The sequence below is a fragment of the Dehalobacter sp. 12DCB1 genome, assembly GCF_004343605.1.
In the GTDB taxonomy this organism is placed as follows: domain Bacteria; phylum Bacillota; class Desulfitobacteriia; order Desulfitobacteriales; family Syntrophobotulaceae; genus Dehalobacter.
This window is the reverse complement of record NZ_POSF01000013.1, coordinates 113211-139314: the sequence shown is the minus strand read 5'-3', so window position 1 is coordinate 139314 and position 26104 is coordinate 113211. Positions and strand designations below refer to the sequence as shown.

General features: G+C 45.5%; 26 protein-coding genes. 20 read left to right on the top strand and 6 right to left on the bottom strand.

Annotation, left to right across the window (positions count from 1 at the left end):
* Window positions 1-19: 19 nt before the first annotated feature.
* From C1I38_RS06040 to C1I38_RS06020, 5 genes are read left to right on the top strand one after another with little or no spacing between them, the layout of a single operon-like run.
* Entirely contained in the window at window positions 20-883 is an 864-nt protein-coding gene (locus tag C1I38_RS06040) for a prephenate dehydrogenase (RefSeq protein WP_243109296.1), read from the top strand.
* 12 nt (window positions 884-895) lie between these two features.
* Window positions 896-2191 carry a 3-phosphoshikimate 1-carboxyvinyltransferase gene (aroA, locus tag C1I38_RS06035; RefSeq protein ID WP_131929255.1) on the top strand — a complete coding sequence of 432 codons (1296 nt, stop codon included), beginning with the start codon at window positions 896-898 and terminating at the stop codon, window positions 2189-2191.
* Window positions 2172-3272 carry a chorismate synthase gene (gene aroC / locus C1I38_RS06030; protein WP_131929253.1) on the top strand — a complete coding sequence of 367 codons (1101 nt, stop codon included), beginning with the start codon at window positions 2172-2174 and terminating at the stop codon, window positions 3270-3272. The genes aroA and aroC overlap by 20 nt, the downstream gene beginning before the upstream one ends.
* The gene (pheA, locus tag C1I38_RS06025) at window positions 3260-4447 is read left to right on the top strand and encodes a prephenate dehydratase (protein WP_131929251.1); all 1188 of its coding nucleotides are present in this window, start codon (window positions 3260-3262) and stop codon (window positions 4445-4447) included. The genes aroC and pheA overlap by 13 nt, the downstream gene beginning before the upstream one ends.
* 50 nt (window positions 4448-4497) lie before the next feature.
* The gene (locus tag C1I38_RS06020) at window positions 4498-4845 is read left to right on the top strand and encodes a cupin domain-containing protein (RefSeq protein WP_131929246.1); all 348 of its coding nucleotides are present in this window, start codon (window positions 4498-4500) and stop codon (window positions 4843-4845) included.
* A 287-nt stretch (window positions 4846-5132) separates the two neighbouring features.
* Here C1I38_RS06020 and C1I38_RS06015 read toward each other — a convergent pair whose 3' ends face one another.
* Window positions 5133-6032, bottom strand: coding sequence for a lytic transglycosylase domain-containing protein (locus C1I38_RS06015; protein ID WP_131929244.1), 900 nt, complete (start codon window positions 6030-6032; stop codon window positions 5133-5135).
* Window positions 6033-6222: 190 nt separating this feature from the next.
* Here C1I38_RS06015 and C1I38_RS06010 point away from each other — a divergent pair, with 190 nt between their 5' ends.
* Window positions 6223-6549, top strand: coding sequence for a hypothetical protein (locus C1I38_RS06010; protein ID WP_020492953.1), 327 nt, complete (start codon window positions 6223-6225; stop codon window positions 6547-6549).
* A gap of 48 nt (window positions 6550-6597) precedes the next feature.
* On the opposite strand, the gene C1I38_RS06005 is transcribed toward C1I38_RS06010, so the two are convergent.
* Window positions 6598-8757, bottom strand: coding sequence for a PepSY domain-containing protein (locus C1I38_RS06005; RefSeq protein ID WP_131929243.1), 2160 nt, complete (start codon window positions 8755-8757; stop codon window positions 6598-6600).
* A gap of 153 nt (window positions 8758-8910) precedes the next feature.
* Between C1I38_RS06005 and C1I38_RS06000 the strand changes: the two genes are divergently transcribed.
* From C1I38_RS06000 to C1I38_RS05990, 3 genes are all read left to right on the top strand, one after another.
* Window positions 8911-9369, top strand: a complete 459-nt coding sequence (locus C1I38_RS06000) for a YdeI/OmpD-associated family protein (protein WP_131929242.1) — start codon at window positions 8911-8913, stop codon at window positions 9367-9369.
* 67 nt (window positions 9370-9436) lie between these two features.
* Entirely contained in the window at window positions 9437-9865 is a 429-nt protein-coding gene (locus tag C1I38_RS05995; protein ID WP_131929240.1) for a thioesterase family protein, read from the top strand.
* Window positions 9866-10029: 164 nt separating this feature from the next.
* Window positions 10030-10743, top strand: coding sequence for a 4Fe-4S binding protein (locus tag C1I38_RS05990; protein ID WP_131929238.1), 714 nt, complete (start codon window positions 10030-10032; stop codon window positions 10741-10743).
* A 21-nt stretch (window positions 10744-10764) separates the two neighbouring features.
* Here the strand turns inward: C1I38_RS05990 and C1I38_RS05985 are convergent, their stop codons facing one another.
* The 4 genes from C1I38_RS05985 to C1I38_RS05970 all read right to left on the bottom strand — a co-directional run bounded on the left by C1I38_RS05985 (window position 10765) and on the right by C1I38_RS05970 (window position 14905).
* Window positions 10765-12165, bottom strand: a complete 1401-nt coding sequence (locus tag C1I38_RS05985; RefSeq protein WP_131929236.1) for a Sapep family Mn(2+)-dependent dipeptidase — start codon at window positions 12163-12165, stop codon at window positions 10765-10767.
* A gap of 187 nt (window positions 12166-12352) precedes the next feature.
* A complete protein-coding gene (locus tag C1I38_RS05980; RefSeq protein WP_131929234.1) occupies window positions 12353-13735 on the bottom strand; it encodes a reductive dehalogenase in 1383 nt (460 codons plus the stop codon).
* A 14-nt stretch (window positions 13736-13749) separates the two neighbouring features.
* The gene (locus C1I38_RS05975) at window positions 13750-14058 is read right to left on the bottom strand and encodes a dehalogenase (protein ID WP_207668615.1); all 309 of its coding nucleotides are present in this window, start codon (window positions 14056-14058) and stop codon (window positions 13750-13752) included.
* Window positions 14059-14212: 154 nt separating this feature from the next.
* On the bottom strand, window positions 14213-14905 hold the full coding sequence (locus C1I38_RS05970) for a Crp/Fnr family transcriptional regulator (RefSeq protein WP_131929229.1): 693 nt from the start codon (window positions 14903-14905) through the stop codon (window positions 14213-14215).
* Window positions 14906-15175: 270 nt separating this feature from the next.
* Between C1I38_RS05970 and C1I38_RS05965 the strand changes: the two genes are divergently transcribed.
* From C1I38_RS05965 to purH, 11 genes are all read left to right on the top strand, one after another.
* The gene (locus C1I38_RS05965; RefSeq protein WP_131929225.1) at window positions 15176-15544 is read left to right on the top strand and encodes a GntR family transcriptional regulator; all 369 of its coding nucleotides are present in this window, start codon (window positions 15176-15178) and stop codon (window positions 15542-15544) included.
* Window positions 15541-16239, top strand: coding sequence for an ABC transporter ATP-binding protein (locus C1I38_RS05960; protein ID WP_131929223.1), 699 nt, complete (start codon window positions 15541-15543; stop codon window positions 16237-16239). Before C1I38_RS05965 ends, C1I38_RS05960 begins: the two co-directional genes overlap by 4 nt.
* Window positions 16232-17017, top strand: a complete 786-nt coding sequence (locus C1I38_RS05955) for an ABC transporter ATP-binding protein (RefSeq protein WP_131929221.1) — start codon at window positions 16232-16234, stop codon at window positions 17015-17017. Before C1I38_RS05960 ends, C1I38_RS05955 begins: the two co-directional genes overlap by 8 nt.
* 194 nt (window positions 17018-17211) lie before the next feature.
* On the top strand, window positions 17212-18279 hold the full coding sequence (locus tag C1I38_RS05950; RefSeq protein ID WP_131929219.1) for an HD-GYP domain-containing protein: 1068 nt from the start codon (window positions 17212-17214) through the stop codon (window positions 18277-18279).
* Between the two features lie 295 nt (window positions 18280-18574).
* Complete coding sequence (purE, locus tag C1I38_RS05945; RefSeq protein WP_131929217.1) at window positions 18575-19069, top strand: 5-(carboxyamino)imidazole ribonucleotide mutase; 495 nt, start codon at window positions 18575-18577, stop codon at window positions 19067-19069.
* Between the two features lie 27 nt (window positions 19070-19096).
* Window positions 19097-20395, top strand: coding sequence for an adenylosuccinate lyase (gene purB / locus C1I38_RS05940; RefSeq protein ID WP_020492834.1), 1299 nt, complete (start codon window positions 19097-19099; stop codon window positions 20393-20395).
* Window positions 20396-20464: 69 nt separating this feature from the next.
* Window positions 20465-21184, top strand: coding sequence for a phosphoribosylaminoimidazolesuccinocarboxamide synthase (gene purC, locus C1I38_RS05935; protein ID WP_119774328.1), 720 nt, complete (start codon window positions 20465-20467; stop codon window positions 21182-21184).
* 83 nt (window positions 21185-21267) lie between these two features.
* Complete coding sequence (gene purF, locus C1I38_RS05930) at window positions 21268-22668, top strand: amidophosphoribosyltransferase (protein ID WP_119774327.1); 1401 nt, start codon at window positions 21268-21270, stop codon at window positions 22666-22668.
* Between the two features lie 23 nt (window positions 22669-22691).
* Entirely contained in the window at window positions 22692-23708 is a 1017-nt protein-coding gene (gene purM / locus C1I38_RS05925; RefSeq protein WP_119774325.1) for a phosphoribosylformylglycinamidine cyclo-ligase, read from the top strand.
* Window positions 23705-24313 (top strand): phosphoribosylglycinamide formyltransferase, encoded by a 609-nt coding sequence (gene purN / locus C1I38_RS05920; RefSeq protein ID WP_020492830.1) that lies wholly within the window; start codon window positions 23705-23707, stop codon window positions 24311-24313. Before purM ends, purN begins: the two co-directional genes overlap by 4 nt.
* A gap of 234 nt (window positions 24314-24547) precedes the next feature.
* On the top strand, window positions 24548-26089 hold the full coding sequence (gene purH, locus C1I38_RS05915) for a bifunctional phosphoribosylaminoimidazolecarboxamide formyltransferase/IMP cyclohydrolase (protein WP_165904916.1): 1542 nt from the start codon (window positions 24548-24550) through the stop codon (window positions 26087-26089).
* Window positions 26090-26104: the final 15 nt, after the last annotated feature.

Here is a 26104-nt window from a genome sequence, read left to right as displayed (position 1 = left end):
AATAATATGATCCCTGGAGGTGGATTTCTTGGAAGAACCGGACTTTGGTAGTATGGAAATTACGGTAGTGGGTCTGGGACTTATTGGCGGATCATTCGCCATGGCTTTGAATAAACTAAAACCAAAGAAAATCTGGGCAGTCGATGTTAACATCAGCGTACTGGAACAAGCAGAAAAAACAGGTGTGATCAGCAAAGGATTCCCGGAGGCGAGCATCCCGCTGCAAAGCTCGGATGTTGTTGTGATCTGCATCTATCCGGAGCTTGCCGTTCAGTTTGTAAAAGACAACCTGGCTTATTTTAAACATGGTGCCCTTATTACGGATACAGCAGGACTCAAAGAACAAGTCGTTCAGGAGATCAGTTCAGTCTTAAGGGAAGATTTGAGCTTCGTCGGGGGACATCCGCTGGCTGGAAAAGAGTCCAGTGGATTTGCCTACGCTTCTGAAGAGATTTTCCTGGGGGCCAACTATCTGATTACCCCAATCGACGGCACGAAGGATGAAAGCCTGAGACTGGTGGAAAGGTTAGTTATTGGTCTCGGCTGCAGACAGCCGATCCGGATGGAACCCCATAAGCATGACGAAATTATTGCGCTGACAAGTCAGCTTCCTCATGTCATTGCTGCTGCCCTGATGAACAGTTCCGGCTCCGAGGATACCGGCAGCCTTGTCGGAGGCAGCTTCCGCGATGCAACGCGGGTGGCGAGAATGAATGCCGAACTCTGGAGTGAACTTTTACTTGAGAATAAAGACAATATTTTAGAACAGATTGACGTGTTCACCGAAAACGTTCGGATGATCAGAGCAGCGATCGCGGAAAAAGACCGGAATTCGCTGAAAGAAATGCTTGAAAATGCCGGCCGGGGTAGAGAAAAGTTTTAAGGAGAGATTTTTTTGACGTGCTTACGATTGCAGCCTTCAACTTTAACAGGGGAGATCAGGATACCTCCTTCTAAAAGCATCAGTCACCGGGCAGTGATATGCGCCGCGCTGGCTGAAGGAATCAGCAGCATTGACAATCTTGTCTTCTCCGAAGATATTTCCGCAACCCTGGCGGGTTTGGTGTCTCTGGGTACGACCGTCAGGGAAGTCTCAGCGGACCCTGGTGAACCAGGCGTACTTTGTCTGGAAGGAAACCCGAAGCTTCAAATCATCCAGGAAACGATCAACTGCCGGGAATCAGGATCCACGCTGAGGTTTTTGATACCTCTGGCTACACTGACGGGAGGGCCGGTGACCTTTACCGGTGCCGGCAAGCTGGTGGAGCGCCCACTCGATGCGTATTATGAGCTGTTTCAACTGCATCGAATTGAATATCAGACCCGGGACGGTTATTTGCCCTTGACGATCAAGGGGAGGTTCTCACCGGGTGAGTATAAACTGAAAGGCAATGTCAGTTCTCAATTTATTACTGGACTTATGTTTTTGCTGCCACTCCTGGACGGAGATTCCAGAATTGTCGTTACAACGGAACTGGAATCCCGCGGTTATGTTGACCTTACCATCGATGCGCTGGAAAAGTCGGGAATAACCGTACAAAATAACGCCTACCATGAATTCTTTATTCCAGGGGGCCAGCAGTATAAAACAATTAATTGCCGCATTGAAGGAGACTACTCCCAGGCTGCGTTCTGGCTGGTGGCAGGTACACTGGGGTCCGGTCTAAAATGTTTGGATATTAACGCTCAATCCTTGCAAGGGGATAGGATGATCCTCGATATTATGTTGGCGATGGGTGCCCGAATTGTTTGGACGGATGATAGTTTGGGAGTCCTGAGCGCCCAGACTGTGGGAACAGTGATTGATGCCGGGCAGTGTCCGGATCTGGTTCCTGTACTTGCAGTTCTTGCTTCTTTAAGCAAAGGAACAACCAGAATCATCAATGCTGGAAGACTTCGCATCAAAGAATCGGACAGACTCAAAGCAACGGCATCAGAGCTGAACAAACTTGGGGCCAGGATTCAGGAGCTGCAGGAAGGGCTCCTCATCGAAGGGGTAGAAACCCTGCATGGCGGAACAGTCGACAGCTGGAACGATCACCGGATTGCAATGGCCCTCGCTGTGGCCTCTATCAGGTGTACTGAGCCAGTATATTTGACCGGAGCCGAAGCCGTTAAAAAATCATATCCGCATTTCTGGCAAGATTTTTGCAAATTGGGAGGTAGAGCTGATGAGTGGAACATGGGGTGAATACCTCAAACTATCGCTGTTTGGGGAATCACACGGAAAATGCATCGGGATTGTACTCGATGGTCTGCCGGCGGGATTAAAGCTTGATTTGCCCTTCATCAGCCGGGAACTGGCCAGGAGGGCACCAGGGAAGAATCCGCTTTCAACCCCACGGCAAGAGAAAGACGAATTTGAAATCCTGAGTGGTTTCTTTCATGGATCTACGACCGGAGCCCCGCTCTGCTGTGTGATCTGGAATAAGGATCAGCACTCCGGGGATTATTCCGAATTGAAAGACACGGTGCGGCCCGGCCATGCGGATTATACCGCGATGGTAAAACACAGGGGCTTCAACGATTATCGGGGCGGAGGCCATTTTTCCGGCAGACTTACAGCGCCGCTGGTATTGGCTGGCGCGATTGCCAAGCAAGTCCTGGAGAAGAAGGGTATTATGATCGGCAGCCATATTTTAAATATTGGCAGCATAAGAGAGGATCATTTTGACAGCCTCCGAATTGATTCAGGGCTGCTTTGGAAACTGACAGAGCAGGAATTCCCGGTTCTATCGGAAGAAGCGGGTACCCGGATGAAACAGGAAATTCTTCAGGCCAAAGCTAAAGAGGACTCTGTCGGTGGTGTGATTGAGACTGCCGTAGTCGGTTTGCCTGCCGGTTTGGGGTCGCCATTCTTTGATTCAGCTGAAAGCAAAATTGCCCATCTGTTGTTTGCTGTTCCGGCGGTGAAGGGAGTGGAATTCGGCGCTGGGTTTGCAATTACGCAGATGAAAGGATCCGAAGCCAATGATCCGTACGCTCTCGCAGATGATAAAGTAGTGACGCTTTCCAATCACAATGGCGGAATTCTTGGAGGGATCACGAATGGAATGCCTTTGATATTTCGGGCTGCTGTGAAACCGACACCTTCGATCGGCAAAGTACAGCAGACGGTGAATATGGCCTCCAGGGAAGAGACGCAAATTACGGTTCAGGGGAGACACGATCCTTGCATCGTTCCCCGGGCGGTTCCCGTCGTAGAAAGCGTCGCTGCACTGGCCTTATTGGATCTGATGATAGAAAAGGATGGGGTAACGTGGATGAGTTAAAAAATCGGAGATTACAGGACCTCAGGACTAAGATTGATGAAATTGATACCGAGCTGCTTCGTCTCTTTGAAGCTAGAATGGAGACCGTCATTGAGGTAGCTGAATATAAGATTTTGAACAGCATCAATATTTTGGATGAATCCAGGGAGAATAAAGTTCTGCAAAAAATCGAGCAGGTCAATAACAAGGATCTGGTTAAGACGGCAGAAGAATTCCTCAAAGCCGTCATGAGTATTAGCAAAGGTGTTCAGGCCGAACGCTTTTTCAGGCCAGAAACCGGTGCCTGGCAGGAAATTTCGGAAATTGAAGAGGAGTCGGAAACCGGAGAACTGGGGAAATCTGTTTCGGGAAATGTGATCGGGTTCCAGGGAATTCCGGGTTCCTATAGTGAACAGGCGCTTAAGGAATATTTCGGGGAAGGCAAGAATGCCAAGAATTATGTGGACTTTGAAGATGTGTTTCAGGCGTTGGCTGCAGAAGAGATTGATTACGGGGTTCTTCCGCTGGAAAATTCGTTTACCGGCGGTATTGCCGACGTTTACGACCTGCTTTGCCAGTTTGGTTTTTATATCGTCGGTGAAAAAAGTATCCAAATCGATCATAATCTACTGGCGGTTAAAGGAACGAAACTCGAAGATATCAGGGAAGTATGCTCCCATACCCAGGGTTTTCAGCAGTCCAGTATTTTTTTAAGAAAACATCCCGAATGGAGCCAGGCGACCTGCAGCAATACCGCGGTAAGTGCCAAGAAAGTCGCCGATGCAGGCTCGAAAGCCCTGGCATCCATTGCGAGCAGGCGAGCGGCGGAGCTCTATGGCCTGGACATTCTGGCTGAAAAGATCAATAATAATCCGGCGAACTTTACCCGGTTTATCATCATCGGCAGAAAACCTGAGCTTAGAAGTGCGTGTAACAAGATCAGTCTCGTTGTTGCCATTTCCCACGAACCAGGTTCATTGTACAGGGTCCTCAGTCACTTTGCCCGCAACGGGCTGAATATGATGAAGATCGAATCCCGGCCGATGACGGATAAGACCTGGGAATATCTCTTCTATATTGATTTCGAGGGTAATCTAAATAATCGTGTGGTCAAGAAAGCAGTTGAGGGGATAGAGAAAGAGAGCGCTTACTTCCAGATGCTCGGAAACTATCCGTCGGATAGACAAGACAGGTAAAAATAATAAAATAAATAATAAAACAGAGAAATGAGATCGGAGGCGAAACGATGATCGTTGGCCATGTGAACGAATTGGCAGGGATCCCTATGCAGGGAGCAGGAATACAGGGTGCCACCAAAAAAGTACTGGTATCTCCCAAAGAAGGCTGGGAGGGCTGGACGATGCGGCTCTTTACGCTTGAACCGGGTGGCTTTACACCCAGACATACGCATGATTGGCCCCATATTAATTATATTGCTTCAGGTGAAGGTACGCTGTATTTAGACGGTCAGGATTATGTCCTGAAGGAAGGTGCGTATGCCTATGTTCCCGGAGGCGCTCTTCATCAGTTTCGGAATCATTCCGGGAAAGAATTTTCATTCCTATGCATTGTACCCGAAGAAGGAGATAAGTAACCTTTATCTTTGCCTTGGATACTATCAATTGAGAATGTCAAGACCACTTCATTTTTCAATTTGTTTGAATAAAGATTTAGGGGCTGCCAGAATAAGTGGCAGCCTCTTTCAATACGTTCTTTTGGCATGTTTTTTTTGTTCAAATAATTGTTACCTTTAATTATTACCTTACCCGGACGCCGGGTTCGATGCCCCCACTGTCCTCGAAGCCGAACAGTTTGGCAGGAATGATTCCACCAAAGGTAAACCCTGCTGATATTAGAAAAAGCTGAGATGCCTCGCTTCTCTTAGGCGCTTCTACCTGTATAGTAACTCATAACCTTTTGAACAAAGTTTCTTGTTTCGGCAGGCATTTTAGCAAGGTCCTCCGGCCCCTGAACGCCTCTGGCCCGGATTGTTCCTGATCCGGCATTATAGGCAGCCAGAGCCATTTCCGTGGATCCGTAACGGTCGATCAGCTGCCGTAAATAACGCGTTCCGCCGTCAACATTCTGTTTAATATTATAGGGGTCGGTTACGCCCAGTCCTGTGGCTGTTGCCGGCATCAGCTGCATCAGGCCGATTGCGCCTGCTGAAGAGACCGCGTTCGGGTTAAAGGATGATTCCTGACGAATGACGGCTGATATCAAAGATTTTTCCAAACCGTATTTTTCCGAAGCTCCCGTAATCGCAGCTTCAATTGAAGCATCAATCGAAGACGCGTTGAAAGAGCTGTCTGTATTACTCGTGTTGTTCGTGTTATTCATATTGTAAGCACTGTAAGCACTGTTGTATGTCTGCCCGGATGAGGTCATGTTATTTGTTCCTAGGAAGTCCCCGGTTCTAGTCAGGCTTTCGGTTCCGTCTCCTGTGTTGAGCAGTGAATTCTGCAGATTGATAAGGTTATAGAGATAGAGCATCTGCATTTGGTCAGACGTGTTGGAACGATCGGTTTGACCCATCTGACTTGACACATCTGTCAGATTTGAAAGCGCCGACAGATTAGACAGATCTGAACTGTCTGTCAGGTTTTTACCCAAAGCCCCGATGTTCAGATCCGATGTGACATTGCTGTCTTCTTGCATGGTCTCCAACAGCATTTTATAAACCATCTGAAAAGCTTCGGAGTTTTCAGAAGTGCCTTCCAGGGCCTGGACCATATTTTGAAGCTGCAGCTGCAGCAGTTCGTTTTGAGCATCGATTTTCATACGATCACCCCGGTAATCTTGTTTCTAGAAAAATGGAAACGTACTGTTTGTCTTGACTATTATTATGCGATGAACAGACGCTGAAAGCAAGCATGGGATTGTCTTAATTTACCTGGACAATTTACTGCGGACTTGTTTTATAATAGATGAGTACTTATACAATACAACTGCAGCAGGTGGGATAATAAAGGTGAAACCTCTTTTTGAAAGATCGACGACCCTATTCGAGAAAATTTTCTTAACCTTGGTTATATTGAGTTTAATAGCATTCTTAGTTGGCTGCAATGTGGATCTGGACATCCTTGTCTATGCGGGATTCGGCGCGTATGTCATCCTTGGTCTTTTTGCTTTTATACAGCCCAAAAAAATGATGGAAGTACTGAAAAAAGAGAATGAAGACTTTTTAGTCAGAAATCAAAAAAGAATCCCGCTAATTAAAACAGGATTCAAATTTGGTGGATTCACACTGGCCGTCCTTGGGATAGCGCTCGGCTACATTTTTACTGTCTATTATTAGTCTTGCCTGTGGGCCTCGTAGGGATTTCCTTACTAATTTCGTACCGAATTAAGATTTGAACCCGGTTTCAAACGCTCTGATCAGGGCGTAAGCCGCATCAGCGCGGGTCATAGGCTGAAGCGGATAAAATTTGCTGTTGTCCGCTTTCAGAATGCCGAGACCCGTGGCGAGTGAAGCGTATCCGCGTTCTTCAACCGGGACATCATCGAAGGAAGTCTGGAACAATGCGCTCAGCGCGGCAATCTTTTCGAGTCCGAGGAAGCGGACGATGATTTGGCTGCACATTTCTTTGGTAACGATTTGGGACGAGGCCAGGTTATCCTGAATCCATCCTTCTTCTTTAGCTTTTTTCATGACATCGGTATCGGAAAGATTGTTTTCCGAACCGTTTTTTATTGTGTAAAGAGCCCGCAGGAAGGTACTGGCGGTGATATTTTCGGTCGGCCGGAACTGGCCTCCGTATTCACCGAATAATCCAGCCATTCCCAGCACGGTGATTTCTTTTTCCGCAGTGTTTCCGGCAATATCCGTGAAGATATGAGCCTGAGGCTGATCTTTTAAGGAATTTCCCTGGAAATCCAAAAATGATCCGGTTCTGGCATCCATCAGGTCGGAGGTTTGACTGCTTTCTGAGGAAGGCTGATAGACAAGACGGACTTCCTTGGCTTCTCCTTGGTCGTACAACAGAACATAGGTCAATTGCATAGGTCTAGCCTGGAAGAGTATTCCCTGGACTTTGGCTGGAGACATTGCTTCCGACAATTGTGGGAAATCGAGATTCCACCAATTCAGATAATAAGAAGTGATTTTCTTCGTCTGCAAATCAACAGTAATGCTGATGTTATTGGAAGGAAACAGAATGCCGTTGACGATCCGTTCATAATTAAACGTGATGCTGGTAAGTTCTGCTGATTTGACGGAATCGGCTGTGTTGTCCGCATTGAGTTTAACCTGCTGAGATTTTGTTGGCTGGATTTTTCTGATAAAATCCTGCGCAATGGTCTGGGCCTGTTCGCTAGTAATCGCATTCAGGCTTCCGTCGGCGTTTGCGGAAGAGGAGTAAACAGAGAAAGAGATTAATTCGCCGCTGGCTGCATTGACCCTGGCATTAATCGTTTGGGCCCGGGGACCGCTTGGGGTTCCCCATTCAAAGGACCATACCTTTCCGCCGCGTAGACTGTAGTCCTGGTAAAGATTGATGCTTTTCAATGTAACGTTCGAAGGGATTTCCACCCACTGCTTGACGGCCGCAATCGCTTTTTCCCTGGTTAAAAGCTTCGCATTTTCGACGATTTCCTTTTGTTCCTGCGGCGTTAAAGGAACAGATTTGGCTGCGCTTTCAGCCGAACCCATTCCGCCTAGCGCCCGGTCATTCGTAAACAGCCATTGACCGGAGTTCAGGACCAAGGGTTTTCCGGTGAATGCATCGATTGTTCCACCGTTTTTCAGGGTATAAACCAGCTGGACTTTCTCACTATTTTGTGCTGTGATCAATGGCTTATAAGCCGGTGCCAAAAAGTATTGCAGTTCCAGAAGTTTAGCGGTATTAAAGTATTCAGTTGCTTGCCCGGCATTGATGATATTATTCACTTCAGGGATCTTAAAATCATTCCAGATGATGTTATAAGCAGTGACCTTGCCGCTCGAAGCACTCACCTGTACACTGACTAGGTTGCCCTGGAACGGGATGCCGTTTTCAAACCGCTGCCAATTGTAGCTGTAAATGGTCTCGCCATAGAGATTGATCGGAACAATCGCCTTATTCTCGAGGAATTTCAATTTGGCATATTTCGGCCCGGTTAATTTTTGGACAGTAGCTTCCGCGACTTGCCTGGCCTGTTCCGGGGTTATCCGCGGAAGTGTATAGGCCTGATTGCCCTGGACAGACTGCCAGGAATATATGGACAGAATTTCTCCGCTGACAGCGTCGACCTGGGCTGAAAAATTACCACCGGGGCTGCCGGAAGTGTTCCAGTCCAGCGACCAAACCTGACGGGACTGATAATTGCTGAAGCTTGAAGTAAACTCGGTCAGTTCTTTAGAAATTTCAAAATTTTGTTTGACAATCTGCAAGGCTTGTTCCAAGGAGATTTTTGTTTCCGCCGAACCTGTCTGAGGCGTTCCCATATCAGCGCCCAAAAGCGGTACCGGCAGCTGGAAGATCAAAACAAAAACCAGAGGAAGTATAAACCAGTGATGACGTTTCATTTTTCCAACCATCCTTTCACAACATTTTGATCTGGTTGCGTTTTCTTGCTAAAATAGACTGTATTAAGGCAGCGATTATGACGCAGCCGAAAGAAAATATTTCCTGCTTTTTCGCGAACGGATCTCCATGAAACTTTGAACCGGGGTGAACAGATGAAACAGAAGTTTATTACGGAAATCAAAAAACGTGAAGGCATTGACGGGGCATATGTCGAAATTCCCTTTGACGTTGAGGCGGTATTTGGCGCTAGACGGGTAAAAGTAAAAGCTACCTTTGATGGGGTGGAATATCAGGGGTCAATCGTCAGAATGAATGGAGTTTTTTTGCTTGGCTTGACGCAGGCTATACGCAGTAAAATTGGGAAGCGACCCGGAGATTTGGTAAATGTCGAAGTTGAAAAAGACGAGCATGAACGTACGGTCGAGGTACCGGAAGACTTACTGGCACAGATGCAGGATGCTCCGAATGCTTTGGCATTCTTTGAGACCCTCTCGTATACGCACAAGAAAGACTATGTCCTGTGGATCACCGGTGCCAAGAAAATGGAAACCAGAATGGATCGGATTCAAAAGGTGGTTGAAATGCTGGAGGCTAAAAAGAAAAGTAAATAACAGATAGCTGATGACTAGCTGTCAAATATAGCTGTCAAATATGAAAAGTTGAGAATAGGAGAAAAAAATGGAACCATATTTGATTTCGACAAAAGAAATCCAGGTAAGTTATGCCGACACCGATATGATGGGCGTAATCTACCACGCCAACTATCTGAAATGGTTTGAACTCGGAAGATGCCAGCTGGTCGAAGATGCCGGGTATCATTATCTGGATATGGAAGAAGCCGGGTATTATGCTCCGGTCTATCAAGTCGAAGTAACCTATAAAAAAGCGGTACACTACGGTGAGCGTGTGTTTGTGAAAACCTGGGTCGAAGAAAATCAGGGTTTGTGGACGGTATACGGCTACAAGGTTGTTAACGGCAGCAGTGAAGTCTGCGCTGAAGGAACCACGAAACATATTTTGGTCCGGAAAGACAATTTTAAGCCTGTCCAATTCAAAAAAGTATTTCCTGAATGGTTTCGCCGTTACGAAGAAATCAAAAAAAAGTAAAAACTATTGTTTTTTGATACCAGGCTCTTTTTGAATTGATTTTTTGTCTTTGTTTGGTGTTTATTATCGGAGTTGTTGTAACGCAGGTTACCGATTTTTAATCATTATTGCGCTAGAGTAAAGACACGCCAAATAACAGAAAATCAAGGAAAAAGGTGATAAAAATGATTAGAAAGATCATCGAAATCGATCAGGAAAAGTGCAATGGCTGCGGACTGTGTGTAAACGCCTGTCATGAAGGCGCGTTGCAGCTTGTTCATGATAAAGCCGTTCTGGTCAGTGATGCATATTGTGACGGACTCGGCGACTGCCTGCCGGAATGTCCGACAGGTGCAATTCAGATTATCGAAAGAGAAGCCGCAGACTATAATGAAGAGCTGGTTAAAGCGAAACTCACCCGAAAGAAAGAAAAATCCGGCTGTTCCTGCCCAGGTACCATGGCCGCAATGATCAAAAAAATACCCGCTGACCAGAAAAAACAGGATTCCGGAGACATCGGGGCTGAACGCCCTTCGGAACTCAGGCAATGGCCGGTTCAGCTGAATCTGATTAACGCGCAGGCATCTTACCTGCAAAATGCTGATCTGCTGATTGCGGCGGATTGTACCGCGTATGCCTATGCTTCTTTCCATGAGAAGTTCATGAAGGACAGAATTACGCTGATCGGCTGTCCCAAACTCGATGATAATGATTATTACACGGAAAAGATCACGGAAATCATCAGAATCAATCATCCGCAGAGTATCAAGGTAGTCCGAATGGATGTACCATGTTGTTCCGGGATTGTACGGGCTGTAAAAACAGCCATGGTCCAGGCCGGCATTTCGGTGCCGTACGACGAAGTCATTATCGATTATCGGGGAACTCTATCCTGTTAAATCGAGCTAAGAGGGTAACACTTATTCTTTTTTGACAAGTGATTGAAGTGCTAAGGCGTAGATCTCAGTGCACTTGATCAGATGTTCAATCTCCATATATTCATCAGGCTGGTGCTCAACTTTAGGCATTCCGGGAAAAGTAGGACCAAAGGCAACTGCGCGTTTGAAAGCTTTGGAAAAAGTGGTTCCGCCTATTCCCAGAGGTTTTGTTTCAGTGTCTCCAGTAGAATCCTGATAGACCTGTATGAGTCTACGGATATTGGGATCATCTTCCGGGAAACTCAAAGATTCCAGTGAATCGATGATTGTAAGGTTTCCCTGAAAAATGCTAAAGGCTCTCTCGATTTTAGGTTTGATTATGTCAAGCCGCTCCTTGGCGGGGAAACGAATATCTATCTTCAGGTTAATGTTCTTCTCGTCAATCAGGATATACCCTGGGTTAACAGTAAGTTTACCTGTCAATTGATCTTCAAGACTGAGGCCCAGGGATTCACCATAATATTCCATCGCCATGCTTTGGGCATAGGCTTGGATAAACTCCTTTTGCCCGCCTTCAAGCTCCAGCAGACTTAAAAACATAATGAGCTGGGAAATGGCATTTTGTCCTTCGTTGCAGATAAAGGCATGGGCGGATTTTCCCTTGGATATAAGTTTACAAACAGAAGCATTTTTTTCAAGAGAGATATCGTATCCTGTTTGTTCTTGGAATAGCTTGAGCTCCTTCTTGGTCTGTGTTTTTTGGTCATCATTCAACCTAAGTGTAGCTTCACAGTAATCAGGAACAATATTGAGGGATTGTCCTCCCCCTTGCATGGTTTCAATCGTAATCCCACTATTGCCGGAGGATTCCTGACTCAATGTTTTCTTGACTTCCAGCCAGACCAGGCCCTTCTCGGCAATAACAACCGGGAATTTCGAATCGGGAACAAAAGAAAAATCAGGCTCTTTAATTTTTTCTAATAACTTAGGCGTCGTATTCCAAATGCCTTCTTCATCAATCCCAATAATAATCTGAACCTTACATTCAGAACTAATTCCTGATCCGGAGTCCTTTAAGGCTTTTAAAGCATAGAGGGCTGAGAGGGCCGGCCCTTTGTCATCGATTGCGCCCCGGCCATAAATTTTTCCTTCTTGAATCAGACCTCCGAAAGGGGGGAATTTCCAGCCGCTTCCCTCAGGGACAGTATCAAGATGAACAATCATTCCGTAGGTTTTCTCCCCTTCTCCATATTCGATTACTCCGCCCAGGTTTTCTATGTTATATGTCGAAAATCCCATGCTATGAGCCAGGGCAAGGTAATACTCCAAGGCCTTTTGGGTACCATCGTGATGGCTAGAGACACTTTTAATCCGAATGCAGTCTTGCACAGAATGAATCAAATCTTCTTTAAAAGAATCTATGGCATCTTTTAACCCTTTCATAAAACCTCCGTATGCTGCATTATTGCCTGTAGATATTACTAGTATTGTTATTGGAACTTTAAAATATGATTTTATTCTGAACAAGAGAATGATATTTTGGCCAAGGTATATGTCAATAAACAAAAATTATTGCGGCGTACTAAGAGATACGTCGCAATAATTTTATTATGCAGTTAAACTGTACTTACTAGCTTGGCATATTAATTTTATAAAGCTCCGGCCATTCCAGCCACCATTTGTATTTATCAACAATTTCAGTCCCGTAGCCGAACATATCATCAATGGCTTTCAACATTGTTGAAGCAGTTTCTCCTTTACTGCCTATCCACAGGCCTGCTTCATGGAACCAGGAGTTTTCTTTGGAATTCCATGGACAGACTTTCATACACCTTCCGCAGTTGACGCCTTCCTCATTACTGCAACGGAATACGGCACATTTTTTGTAGTCGCTGTTCCATCGCAGGTAGCCGTTCATTTCCACTGGCTCTTTATCTAGGCTGATAGCTTTAGAAGGACATTCAACAGCACATTTCATGCAAACCCTGCAAAAATCCAACATTCCAAAATCAATGGGTTTATCGGCAACCAAAGGCAAATCGGTGGTAACCGCAGCACATTTGTTGCGGAATCCCATTCTGGGATGAGCAACACAGTCTCCGGTACGGGTATGTTCACCCAGTCCGGAAGCTATAAGTGCCGGAGGAACAGTAAGACCATAATTGCCAAAATGATGGGCTCTCGCATTATAGCCCATATTTCGAATATATCGCGCCATAATGACGGCAATATTAGCTGTGGCATGATAACAACGCATTGACTGGCTTACAGATATTCCGTCATACCCAGTCGATGCCAAATAGGTTTCCAAATGCTGTTCAACCGCGACAGTAATGACATAGGGGTACTCCGGTTCTGTATTTGGTACTTCTGCGATCGGCGTTTGTGGCGGAAGGATACCGGCAGCTATTACAGTTATGGGAGGCATACACTTCGTGCCGTAATAACCGTATGAAGGCATTTGGCCTATACCAACATCATCTGCCCTGAGATAATAAGCGAGATCTTTGATATGCTGGGACATTTGTTCGGGATCGGGAATAGGAAGTTTATCTTTTCTCGGCGTGCCCATGACAGTCTCATCTCCACTAATCATCCCAAGAGCCTGCATTATGCCACCCGTTAAAGGACTTCTTTCGCCCTGGCTAAGGAGTCCGAATTTCGCCTTATCACCCAGTAGACCTCTGGTAGCAAGCCCGAAACCCGAATTAAATTCTCCCGATTTTTTAATCGGCCCAACAATTTTGCTTGTTCCCAACCACTGATCGTTATTTTCTACAAAGTGAACCGTGGCACCGCCATAATGGTTTACAGGGCGTAATTTCGACCATTGTCCTTTGGCAGGTGTATAGCTTAGATCATGAATAGCCGCGTTTGCCACCTTGGATGGGGCTGCGATTGTCCCCATGACACTCATCGCGGCAGCAGCTGCCCCCGTTTTAAGAAAACCGCGGCGATTCACTTGAAATTGCGGCTTGGTTTCTTTTTTCCCATTTTCTGAAATCCCGGACATCAGTTCTCCTCCTTTTAAGCCTGTAATGACTCTTTTGTCTTACTCTTTATGCCGATAAAACCTAATATGCGGGCCAGCACAACGGCCAATACCACTGAAATTCCTCCAAACAGGAAAATCGCTGTGCTTGTTGCCTTGACATGTCCTACGCTGGCATTAATGTAAACAAATGAGATCCCCATGCATGTGATTAAAAACCAAATTACATATAATGCCCAAACCAGCGTGGTCTGCCAATTTTTTTCTTTTTTGGCACGCGATTTGAGAAAAAGGATACCGGCTAAAAAAAGAATCCCCGCTAAAAAAATTAAGAATGTACTCATCATTCTCACCTCCTAAAATTTTGCTGCGTGTTTTATAAGATTATTGTATTGTTTATTACAATGTCGGTTATAAGTCCTGGATTACATTGCATATTAGGTGGAACAATTTTTTTGCATTTTTTATAGAAAAAAATAAACCGCCTTTCGGCGGTATTTAATGATTGATCCAATCCTCAATCAAAGCTTTTAGTTGTGGTAAGTCATAAATGATAATTTTACTCCTTGTTTTGTTTAAAATATTTTCTTTTTTTAGATATCTTAAAATCTTATTGACCGTTATAAAGTGAACCCCTGTCATTTCAGAAATTTCTCTTTGAGATATTTTCACATCGATTTCATAAACATTATCAGCCAATTTCCCTTGTGTACTGCAGAGTAAATAAAAAAATCGTAAAATCCTGACGGATGGCTTATAAAGAACCGCCTCACTAGCCTCATGCATGAAATAACAACGTTTGGATGAAAAACACGTAATAAATTCCAAAAGTAATTCTTTGTTCTCATGAAGGATCATAAGGAATTGATATTTTTCAAAAAAACAGACGCTGCTATCTTCCTCCGAAAAAACATGAACATAAGAGCTTGTAAATATGCCAAGGGCTTCATCTATGAAAGTGTACGGATCCGCATGATACATAAATTTTTGCTTTCCATCCTCATGCATGAAGCTGATACCCAATTTTCCCGAAAGTACTAAGATGACACTATCAATGGTTTCTCCAGGGAAGACGATGGATTCTCCTTTGCGATAATTACGGGTGATTCCCAAGTGAAGGTAATCGCGCAATTTCAACATTGGATAAAAATTTTGGGGTAAAATATAATGATCATTCATTATTTTTCCCATGTTTATCTCCTTCCGAAAGAGTCTTTCAATAAGATTTTAATAAGATAGCAACTATTTATTATTATCCTAGACTTACTTTGGATCAAGGGCAAGAAATATTTTAGTATTTGCTAATTAATCCCGCGCTTGGCTTAAATACCTCCTGGCTGTAGATCGGCAAAGTCTACTGGTGTTCCCATCGTGCATGGTTGTTTATTATCACTTGACTTCAACATTATACTAGTGTACTATATAAATAGTGCACTAGTATAATGTTGAAGGGGTGACATAATGAATTTTGATAATACTGCGCCGATTTATATTCAGATTATGAATTTGATTAAGAAAGACATCATTCTAGGAAAAATGAATTTAGGCGAAAAACTGCTGTCATCAAGGGAATATGCCCAAAACCTGAAGGTCAATCCCAATACCATGGTAAGGGTTTTCAATGAACTGGAGCGGGAAGGAGTGACCTTTACCAAACGAGGGGTAGGTACTTTTATTACAGAATCGGAGGAGAAGGTGGAGATTATGAAAAAAGAAATGGCAGAGGATATCGTCAGAAACTTTATTGAAGGAATGATAGAATTGGGATTTAATTTTAACGACATGATTGAGCTGATAAAAAGCAGGCTGGATAAGGAGGCTGTTCAATGACATCTGTATTGATTGCTGAAAATGTCAGCAAAGGATTTTTTCGGAACAAGGCACTGCACGACCTGGATCTGGAGATCGAAGAGGGCAAAGTATACGGGCTGCTCGGGCCTAACGGCAGTGGGAAGACTACCTTTTTCAAGATTGCTGCGGGACTTTTTAAGCCAACCTCCGGCAGAATGACTGTTAACGGTCATCCGATCGGAGCGGAAACCAAAAAATGCACGGCTTTTATGCCGACGGATGATTATCTGTTCGGCTGGATGAAAATTAATAGGATCCTTGATTTTTATGCCGACATGTATGAAGACTTTGACCGGAATAAAGCACTGGAATATTTAACCTTTATGGAGTTGCAGGAAGATATGAAGGTCAGCAGCCTGTCTACAGGCATGAAAGCCAGACTCAAGCTGTCCGTGACGATGGCCCGGAAGGCCAGGCTATATCTGCTGGACGAACCTCTGAATGGAATCGACCCGATTTCCAGGGAAAAAATTATAAAGATGATCATGGGTGCGTTCCGTGATGACTGTGCAGTGATCATTTCCAGCCATCTGGTCAGTGAATTGGAAACGGTTCTGGATGAAGTAATTTTCCTGGATCACGGAACGGTCGTCTTGGCTGGTGACGCGGAAAAATTCAGAATGGAGAAATCCTGTTCAATTGAGGCATTGTATAAGGAGGTTTACCATGGTTAATCTGATTAAATATGAATTTATCCGAAAATGGAGGGTGTTGGGCATTTTTATGGCCATTGTCCTGATCCTGAATGCATTTGTTTTGGTGAAACTACAAATCGGTGCGCATACACCCGAAGAACAGATGATCGTACTGGGGGCATTTTTTTCGGGAATACTTGGCATCTTTTTTGTACTGTATATTATTGATGTGATTATGATGTACAGCCGCGATCTTGACCATAAGACGGGGTATATGTTTATGCTGACGCCGAACAGTGGCTACAAGATCCTTGGGAGCAAGGTTATTACTGCAATATTGGAAGGATTACTGTTTCTACTGGTCTATATTCTGCTGCTTGCGGGCAATTTTATAGGGTTTTACGGAGAACCTCTGCGGACTTTGGTAGGGAGTGATCTCTTTTCTGAGGTCATCAGTCAAGTCCACCTGGAAGGGGTTAATCTGACTTCTTATTTTACAGTGAGTCTGTTGATGATGTTTGTATCGATTGTGGGCCTGTTTTTAATGATCTATGCTGCCATATCCATTCGTAAGAGCATTCTTGCTGAGAGGAAATTCGGCGGTTTGATCAGCTTCATCATCTTTATGCTGTTAGCCTGGGCTGATAGTGCCATAACAAACACGTTGACAGCAGATATCTTTAATGCCAATTCGATGATCGGTCCAGGAGTGCCAAGTTATACATTTCTTTCGATTCAAATTTTGATTCAGGTGGTGCTGGGTGCCGTTTTCTTTGGTGTCTCCGCTTACTTGCTTGAGAATAAAATGGATATGTGATAGAAGAAATATCTCAAATAATGAATAACAAAAAAAGCTGCTCAGACAAAGGTGTCTGCAGCAGCTTTTTTCTACGTGTATAATAAGTATAAGACAATGCTCGCGAAGGATACAAATGTCTTGGTTTCATCGTCATTTTAATGGTATAATTACACCAGTCAAAGCACCCTTAATCTTGATAACAAGGAGTACACATGAGGTTAGTCAATATCAAATATGTTCAGGAAGGATCTTTGTTGGCCAAACCGATAAGAAACTCCTACGGTAGGATCCTTCTCGGTGAAGGAGTCGCACTCGATAAGAATTATCTGTCAAAGCTTAAAGATATCGGCTACGATATGGTATTCATTCAAGATGAACGATTTCAAGATATTGAAATCGGTTATGCCATTACGGACAAGACCAAAGAAATTGCCTATAATGCGGTTCGGGGGGTTACCGATGAACTGGAGAAAAATCCGGAGGCGGAGATAGATGCGGATTCAGTCCGTTATGCGGTTCTGAATCTTGTTCAGGATTTGTTGCACAGTTCTGATATCCTCAGTAATCTAACTGATATTAATGGCTACGACGAATATACATATCATCATTCGATCAATACCACAGTCTTGGCTTTGATGCTCGGAATCGGCAAAGGCTTTACGCAAAATCAGCTTTTGGAGCTTGGGATGGGAGTTCTGATGCATGACATCGGAAAAACAAAAATATCGAAAGAAATTCTGAATAAAAAAGGTAAATTGGAAGAAGAAGAATTCCAGCAGATTAAGGCCCATCCGCTATATGGTTACGAATATATCCGCGGAAACCGCGATTTCAGCATCCTATCTGCCCATGTTGCGCTGCAGCATCATGAAAAATGGAAGGGCGGGGGCTACCCCAGGGGGCTAAGAGAGAATGAAATTCATGAATACGCCAGGATTGCCTCTGTTGCCGACGTGTATGAGGCTTTGACCAGCAAGCGTCCTTATCGCGATGCAATGCCCCCTTACCTGGCATACGAATATGTCATTGTTCATTCGGGGCTGCAGTTTGACCCTGAAATCGTTTGCATTTTTGCTCAGTCTGTGGCGCCGTATCCGGTAGGAACCGGTATAGAGCTTAGCAATGGTTTGCGCGGTGTTGTTATCAAACAAAACCCTATTTTGCCAACAAGACCGGTGGTCAGGGTAATTGCTCAAGGCGATCAGGCCCTGGACAATCCAGATGACCTAGATTTATCCAAGCATTTATCTACGATGATCACCAGCATTGTGGATCATTGATGAAGTATTATTTCTCTACGAAAATTGGAACGAAGGCGGCAAGAATATGGATATCCAAGGCCTAAATGTATGAACACGATAGGGAGACCTTTCGTAGCATTGCTGTGGGAGGTCTCTTATTTTGGTTATATTCCGAACATTAGAACAAAAAAACAAAATAATGTTCGGATTCTGATTGACCCTGTATTTGTTGTCGGGTAAAATATGTTTAGAATTTATTGCAGATAATTATTGTGGATTTGTGATTATTTCTGCTCACAAATAAGAAAAAGCATCTAAAGGAGGAAATGAACGAATGATCTCTGTTGGTGTAATCATGGGCAGCGATTCTGATTTTTCCATCATGGAGGAAGCAGCAAAAATTCTGCAGCAATTTTCAGTACCCTTTGAAATGAAAATATCTTCTGCTCACCGCACGCTGAAAAGAACCGTGGAATGGGTGGAAAGTTTTGAGAAGCAGGGAGGAAAAGTGATTATTGCCGGAGCCGGTATGGCCGCGCATCTTCCAGGTGTGATCGCCGGAGCCACGACGCTCCCTGTTATTGGTGTCCCGATCAAGAGTGGCGCTTTGGAGGGGGTTGATGCGCTTTATGCGATTGTGCAAATGCCTCCGGGCATCCCGGTCGCCACGGTCGGGATCAACGGTGCCCGCAACGCAGCGCTTTTAGCTGTAGAAATGCTGGCGATAGCTGATCCGGAACTGCAGAACCAGCTAAAAGCTTTTAGACAAAAAATGGCAGCAGATGTTGAAGCCAAGGATAGTGCGCTTCAGGATAAACTGAAAGTTTAGAAAATATTAAGATAAAGGAGAATTTCTGTGATAGAAAGGTATACGCTTCCCGCTATGGGGAGAATATGGAAAGATGAATACCGTCTAACGCTATGGCTGAAGATAGAAGTTGCAGCCTGCGAAGGATGGGCGAAAAAAGGAAAGATCCCGCAAGAGGCTGTCGAAGTGATTCGTCAGAAGGCCGCTTTTTCCTGGGACAGGGTCAAGGAAATTGAAGAAGTCACCCAGCATGACGTGCTGGCCTTTTTGACCAATGTCGCTGAAAACGTCGGCGATGAAGCTAAATATATCCATCTTGGACTGACCTCTTCCGATGTACTGGATACATCGCTCTCACTGCAGCTGGTTGAGGCTTCCGATATCCTGCTCGAGAAGATGGATAAGCTGATTGATGTTTTGGGCAGAAAAGCCCTCGAATACAAAGATACGCTGCAAATGGGAAGATCACACGGGATTCATGCCGAACCGATTACATTCGGCCTGAAATTCGCACTTTGGTATGACGAAATGAAACGGCAGAAAGAGCGGCTAAAATATGCGCGCGAAGAGATCCGGGTAGGCCAGGTTTCAGGTGCAGTCGGTACGTTTGCGAATGTTGATCCTGCCGTGGAAGAATGGGTCTGTGAGAGCCTGGGTTTAAAGCCGGCTCCAGTGTCAACCCAGATTATCCAGCGGGACAGGCATGCATTCTATGTGGGTGTGTTGGCCGGAATCGCTTCTTCACTTGATAAGATTGCGACCGAGATTCGTAATCTGCAGCGGACGGACGTCCACGAGGTGGAAGAACCTTTTGGCAAGGGACAAAAAGGCTCTTCAGCGATGCCGCATAAGAAAAACCCGGTTATTTCGGAAAGAATTTGCGGAATGGCCCGCCTAATCCGCGGAAATGCTCAGGTCGCTTTTGAAAATGTCGCACTCTGGCATGAAAGAGATATATCCCATTCCTCAGCTGAACGCGTGATCCTTCCTGACAGCACCATTGCACTGGATTATATGCTGCATAAGATGATTCAGACTTTGGAAGGATTAAGAGTGTCCCCGGAACAGATGATGACAAACATTGAAAAGGTCTATGGCCTGATCTTTTCCCAAAGGGTTATGCTATCGCTGGTTGATAAGGGCATGAGCAGGGAGACATCCTACGCGTTGGTACAAAAAAATGCAATGAGAGCCTGGGACACCAAAGTACCGTTTAAGGATTATGTGCTTCAGGATGCTGAGATCATGCAGTTCCTAACCAAAGAAGAAGTCGATGCGCTGTTTGATTATGAGTATCATACGAAAAACATTGACTATATTTTCCGCAGAGTCGGGCTACTGAAATAAACGGTTTATTAAACGATTAAAATTGAATATCGGTGTTAATTTAGACATTGAATACTGGAGGGTTATGATATGGAAAAGCTTGCAATGCTGTATGAAGGCAAAGCCAAAAAAATCTATGATACGAATGACAAAAATGTTTTCTGGGTCGAGTATAAAGATGATGCAACTGCCTTTAACGGGATAAAAAAGGGCACCATTGTTGATAAAGGGATCATCAACAATAAGATGTCCGCAATGATGTTTTCCTATCTTCAAAGAAACGGCGTGGATACACATTTTGTTGAGCTTTTAAATGACAGAGAACAAATTGTTCGCCGCCTGCAGATGGTTCCGCTGGAAATCGTTGTCCGTAATATTGTAGCCGGCAGTCTCGTGAAGAAGGTTGGCAAAGAAGAGGGTTATCCTCTGGCTTCTCCTGTACTTGAGCTTTATTACAAGGATGACGCGCTCGGTGATCCGATGGTTAATGAAACCCATGCGATTGCGATGGGATGGGCAACGATCGAACAAATCAACAAAATGAAAGAAATTGCTTTGAAGGTCAATGAGCTTATGAACAAAATTGTTGCCAAGGCTGGGATTGATCTGGTTGACTACAAGCTGGAGTTTGGTCTGATTGACGGTAAAGTTATGCTCGGAGATGAGATTTCTCCGGACACCTGCCGCTTCTGGGACAAAGATACCGGAGAAAAGCTGGATAAGGACCGTTTCCGCCGCGATCTCGGCAAGATTGAAGAAGCGTATGCCGAAGTATATACCCGTCTGAAGAACGCCGTAGAAAATGCTTAAAGCGATCACTAAAATACGATACTAAAACATAATTGCTAGGGACAGAGACAGTATATGACAGTAGATGAAAGGAGTCCTTGACTGTGGATTTGTTCTGGGATGACAAGCCCAAAGAGGAGTGTGGTCTCTTCGGAATTTTTGCTCCTGAAAAGGAAATTGCCCGTCTGACTTATTATGGCCTTTATGCGCTGCAGCATAGGGGACAGGAAAGTGCGGGGATTGCTGTTTCCGATGGAAGAAAAATCGTTGTAGAAAAAGGAATGGGCTTGGTATCCGAGGTATTTTCGCCTGATTTGCTTGCAGGTCTGCAAGGGAAAATGGCGATCGGACATGTCCGGTATTCAACAACGGGTTCAAGTCTGTTATCGAATGCACAGCCGCTGGTTGTTCACTTTCAGAATGGGATGATGGCGCTCGCACATAATGGGAATCTGACGAACGCCGTAGAAATCAGACAAGAACTTGGCAGTCAGGGAACAGTCTTTCAGACAACCATTGACAGCGAAGTCATTCTGAATATGATTGCACGTTACCGCAGGCATAGCCTGGAAGATGCAATTATCAAAACGATGATTGACATCAAAGGAGCCTATGCACTGCTAATTATGGCTGAAGACAAAATTGTCGGGGCGAGAGATCCCCATGGTCTGAGGCCCTTGTGCATCGGACGTTTGGGAGAACGGTACTGTTTTGCTTCGGAAAGCTGTGCACTTGATACGATCGGCGCGGAATTTGTCAGGGACGTTAAACCAGGAGAAGTCGTGACAATTGACGAAACAGGACTTCATACCCGTTTGGGTACGCCGCAGGAACGGATTGCTCCCTGTTCTTTTGAATATATTTATTTCGCACGGCCTGACAGTACGCTGGATAATCTGAATGTCTGGGAAAGCAGGAGGCAAATGGGTGTTCAGCTGGCGAAAGAATGTCCGATTGAGGCTGATGTGATTATTCCGGTTCCAGACTCCGGGACGCCGGCCGCTCTGGGCTATGCCCAAACGCTGGGTATCCCTTTTGAGGAGGGGCTGCTCAAAAACAGGTATGTTGGACGGACGTTCATTCAGCCAACGCAGGAGTTAAGAGAAGTTGCTGTCCGGATTAAGCTGAATGCCAACAAACAGGTCATCCGCGGACGTAGGGTTGTGATGATTGATGATTCGATTGTCAGAGGGACAACGAGCTCCAAGCTCGTCGAGATGGTCAAAGGATGCGGCGCCAAGGAGGTTCATCTACTGGTCAGCTCACCTCCGGTGAAGTATTCCTGTTATTATGGCATCGATACAGCTGAAAGGGAAAAATTGATTGCCAATCAAATGAACATTGATGAAATTCGTAAGTTTGTAGGAGCGGACACCCTGTACTATCTGTCGGAGGAAGGGCTGAAAAAGGCTTTAGGCAGTGATCCAGTTTGCCTGGCCTGTTTTAACGGTGATTATCCGACCACTGTTCCGAAGAAGTTCTCTAAAGAAGACATGGAGTGTTAAACGAACCGTTAGGGGGAGTAATCATGGGAATTACCTATAAAGATGCCGGTGTGGATATCCAGGCCGGAAATGAAGCTGTGGAGAAAATTAAGCCTGCAGTAGCTGCAACCTGGCGGCCCGGAGTTTTAGGGGGACTCGGCGGATTTGGCGGATTGTTCAGCCTGGATCTGCAGAAATATTCTGACCCCGTGCTGGTTTCCGGTACGGATGGTGTCGGAACAAAATTGCGCCTGGCTTTTCAGTTGGATAAGCATGATACCATCGGCCAGGACGCTGTTGCGATGTGCGTGAATGATGTTCTGGTCCAGGGTGCCGAGCCATTGTTTTTCCTCGATTATCTTGCGGTAGGAAAGCTGGTTCCGGAAAGAATTGCCTCCATCGTAGGCGGTGTGGCTGAAGGCTGCCGTCTGGCAGGCTGTGCACTCATTGGCGGCGAAACTGCTGAGATGCCCGGCTTTTACGCTGAAGAAGAATATGATATTGCCGGCTTTGCTGTCGGTGCGGTGAACCGGGACAAGCTGATCGACGGTTCGGACATCCGCGAAGGGGATATCCTTTTAGGTCTGAAGTCCAGCGGACTGCATAGCAACGGCTTTTCTCTTGTCCGCAAGATTTTTGCGGAATACCCGCTTGACAAGGTGTTCCCGGAACTCGGGAGGCCACTCGGGGAGGTACTGATTATCCCGACCAGGATCTATGTAAAGTCAGTGCTGGCCCTTCTGGATAAGATGGCTGTTCCCGGTATGGTACATATTACCGGCGGCGGTTTGACTGAAAATATTCCAAGGATTCTGCCGTCCGGACTTGGAACGGAGATTGTCACTTCTGCATGGCAAATTCCGCCGGTATTTCAATTGATGCAGAAACTTGGCAAGGTTGAAGATCCGGAGATGTTAAGGACGTTTAATATGGGAATTGGCTTTGTCCTGGTCATTCATCCTGAAAATGAAAAACAGGCCATGGATATTCTGGTTGGAAACGGGGAAGAGCCGGTCAGGATAGGCAGTGTGATTTCTGGACAAGGAGTGAGTTATCGATGAAAGTTGCCGTACTCGCTTCAGGGCGTGGCAGCAACCTGCAGGCCTTGTTGGACGAATGGCAGGATGGACGGCTTCCTGTAGAATTTGTGGGCGTAGGTTCGAATAAAATAGACGCAAAAGCTCTGGTTAGGGCAGAAAAATCCGGTATTCAGATCCGTACCTTTCCGAGGGAAAGCTATGCGGACAAGAACTCTCAGGAAACGGATATCTTAAACTGGCTTGAAGTCATTGATACGGAACTGCTGATTCTGGCCGGTTACATGCAGGTGTTAAGCCCGGATTTTATCCGCAGGGCCAAATATCCCATTCTGAACATCCATCCTTCGCTGCTGCCGTCTTTTCCTGGCTTACATCCCCAAAAACAGGCAGTAGAATATGGTGTTAAAGTCAGCGGCTGCACGGTGCATTTTGTGGACGAGGGAATGGATTCTGGACCGATTATCCTGCAGGAGGCGGTGCCGGTTTTTGCTGAGGATGATGCCGATCAGCTGGCTGCAAGAATTCTGAAAGTTGAGCACACCATCTATCCAGAGGCAGTCAGACTTATTGTGAATGGGAAGATAAAAAGAGAGGGAAGAAGAGTGATTGTCCTCAGAGATTCATAATTGCGAGTACCTTGTCAACCCTAAATTATCATAAATGGCGAGCAGATTTCTTGTAAAGCAAGGAGCTGCAAGACAATGCAGTATTACGAGAAATATGCCGCCAGGATGTATAAGATTTAGGGTTGAGCTGGCACGAATGTATCGGCGCATTTAAGGATTATTCGGGGTTCTAAAGGATAATTTTAGGATTGTTCTGAGGAAGTCTCCGAGGAATGATGATAGGGGGTTGACATGATGGTGAAAAAAGCAGTGATCAGTGTTTCAGACAAAACAGGTATCGTAGAATTTGCCGGAGGCCTTGTTGCCGAGGGCTTTGAACTGATTTCAACAGGTGGTACGTATAAGACATTGAAAGAAGCGGATATTCCTGTTCGTTATGTAAGTGAAATTACAGGGTTTCCGGAAATCCTTGATGGCAGGGTTAAAACCCTCCATCCGAAGATTCACGGCGGAATCCTCGCCATTGATACTGAGAAACACCGGGCTCAGTGCGCGGAAAACGGAATCGATTTTATCGATTTAGTTTGCGTAAATCTCTACCCTTTCAGAGAAACAATTGCTAAAGAAGGGGTTACCTTCGAAGAAGCGATCGAGAATATTGATATCGGCGGACCGACCATGGTCCGTTCGGCTGCGAAAAATCACAACAGAGTAACTATTATCGTCAATCCGGAAAACTACGGCAGGGTGCTTGAGAGCCTCAGGGAGAACGGTGGCATCCCATTGGCCTTGCGCAAAGAACTTGCAGCCGAAGCGTTTGCGCATACGGCGGAATATGACCGTCTGATTGCCGGATATCTGGAAGGTCAAATCGATACAAAAGCCTCTTTTCCGCAGCATCTCCGTGTAGTGGCGGCTAAGGTGCAGGATCTTCGCTATGGAGAAAATCCCGGGCAGCAGGCGGCCTTTTACGCGGACCCAGAGGCTGGGAAGGGGACACTTGCCTATGGCCAGCAGCTTCAGGGCAAGGAGCTGTCCTACAATAACTGGATGGACATGGACGCAGCGTGGAAGATTGCTGCGGAATATGACAAGATCGTCTGTGTGATCATTAAACATACCAATCCATGTGGTGTTGCGCTTGGAAACTCACTGCTGGAAGCTTATCAAAGAGCACTGGAAGCGGATCCGGTCTCGGCGTACGGCGGAATTATTGCACTTAACCGTGTGGTAGATGAAGCCACAGCTGAAGCGATTAAAGAGAAATTTTACGAAGTGGTCATTGCTCCAGATTTTAGCCCGCGGGCGAAAGAAATTTTGGCTGCAAAAGTTAACCTTCGTTTGTTTGCAGTTGGCAGGGAAGCGTGCTGTAAGACGCGGGGCTGGAAAATCCGTACGGTAAATGGTGGTTTCCTGGTTCAGGATGAGGATGAAGGAACGACACCGCCTGCCGAATGGGAAGTCGTCACGGAAGCCAAGCCGACCGAAGATGATCTGGCTGAACTGGAGTTTGCCTGGAAAGCCTGCAAGCATGTCAAGTCCAATGCGATTGTTATTTCAACGAAAAGGCAGGTCATTGGTGTCGGAGCCGGCCAGATGAACAGGGTCGGCTCGGCCAAAATTGCGCTTGAGCAGGCTGCAGAAAAAGCACAGGGTGCCTATATGGCTTCGGATGCTTTCTTCCCGTTTCCGGATACGGTCCAACTGGCTCATTCCCATGGGATCAAAGCTATTGTTCATCCCGGTGGTTCCATTCGGGACAAAGAAGTGATTGAAACAGCCAACAGGCTTGGAATGATTATTCTCCATACCGGAAGAAGACATTTTGAGCACTAAGAATAAATATTACTT

Bases quoted from the DNA above. Each gene is read 5' to 3' on its own strand.
- aroC (WP_131929253.1), top strand. From the start codon at position 2,172: ATGAGTGGAACATGGGGTGAATACCTCAAACTATCGCTGTTTGGGGAA.
- C1I38_RS06020 (WP_131929246.1), top strand. From the start codon at position 4,498: ATGATCGTTGGCCATGTGAACGAATTGGCAGGGATCCCTATGCAGGGA.
- C1I38_RS06015 (WP_131929244.1), bottom strand. From the start codon at position 6,032: ATGAAAATCGATGCTCAAAACGAACTGCTGCAGCTGCAGCTTCAAAAT.
- C1I38_RS06005 (WP_131929243.1), bottom strand. From the start codon at position 8,757: ATGAAACGTCATCACTGGTTTATACTTCCTCTGGTTTTTGTTTTGATC.
- C1I38_RS06000 (WP_131929242.1), top strand. From the start codon at position 8,911: ATGAAACAGAAGTTTATTACGGAAATCAAAAAACGTGAAGGCATTGAC.
- C1I38_RS05995 (WP_131929240.1), top strand. From the start codon at position 9,437: ATGGAACCATATTTGATTTCGACAAAAGAAATCCAGGTAAGTTATGCC.
- C1I38_RS05990 (WP_131929238.1), top strand. From the start codon at position 10,030: ATGATTAGAAAGATCATCGAAATCGATCAGGAAAAGTGCAATGGCTGC.
- C1I38_RS05985 (WP_131929236.1), bottom strand. From the start codon at position 12,165: ATGAAAGGGTTAAAAGATGCCATAGATTCTTTTAAAGAAGATTTGATT.
- C1I38_RS05980 (WP_131929234.1), bottom strand. From the start codon at position 13,735: ATGTCCGGGATTTCAGAAAATGGGAAAAAAGAAACCAAGCCGCAATTT.
- C1I38_RS05975 (WP_207668615.1), bottom strand. From the start codon at position 14,058: ATGAGTACATTCTTAATTTTTTTAGCGGGGATTCTTTTTTTAGCCGGT.
- C1I38_RS05970 (WP_131929229.1), bottom strand. From the start codon at position 14,905: ATGGGAAAAATAATGAATGATCATTATATTTTACCCCAAAATTTTTAT.
- C1I38_RS05965 (WP_131929225.1), top strand. From the start codon at position 15,176: ATGAATTTTGATAATACTGCGCCGATTTATATTCAGATTATGAATTTG.
- C1I38_RS05960 (WP_131929223.1), top strand. From the start codon at position 15,541: ATGACATCTGTATTGATTGCTGAAAATGTCAGCAAAGGATTTTTTCGG.
- C1I38_RS05955 (WP_131929221.1), top strand. From the start codon at position 16,232: ATGGTTAATCTGATTAAATATGAATTTATCCGAAAATGGAGGGTGTTG.
- C1I38_RS05950 (WP_131929219.1), top strand. From the start codon at position 17,212: ATGAGGTTAGTCAATATCAAATATGTTCAGGAAGGATCTTTGTTGGCC.
- purE (WP_131929217.1), top strand. From the start codon at position 18,575: ATGATCTCTGTTGGTGTAATCATGGGCAGCGATTCTGATTTTTCCATC.
- purC (WP_119774328.1), top strand. From the start codon at position 20,465: ATGGAAAAGCTTGCAATGCTGTATGAAGGCAAAGCCAAAAAAATCTAT.
- purM (WP_119774325.1), top strand. From the start codon at position 22,692: ATGGGAATTACCTATAAAGATGCCGGTGTGGATATCCAGGCCGGAAAT.
- purN (WP_020492830.1), top strand. From the start codon at position 23,705: ATGAAAGTTGCCGTACTCGCTTCAGGGCGTGGCAGCAACCTGCAGGCC.
- purH (WP_165904916.1), top strand. From the start codon at position 24,548: ATGGTGAAAAAAGCAGTGATCAGTGTTTCAGACAAAACAGGTATCGTA.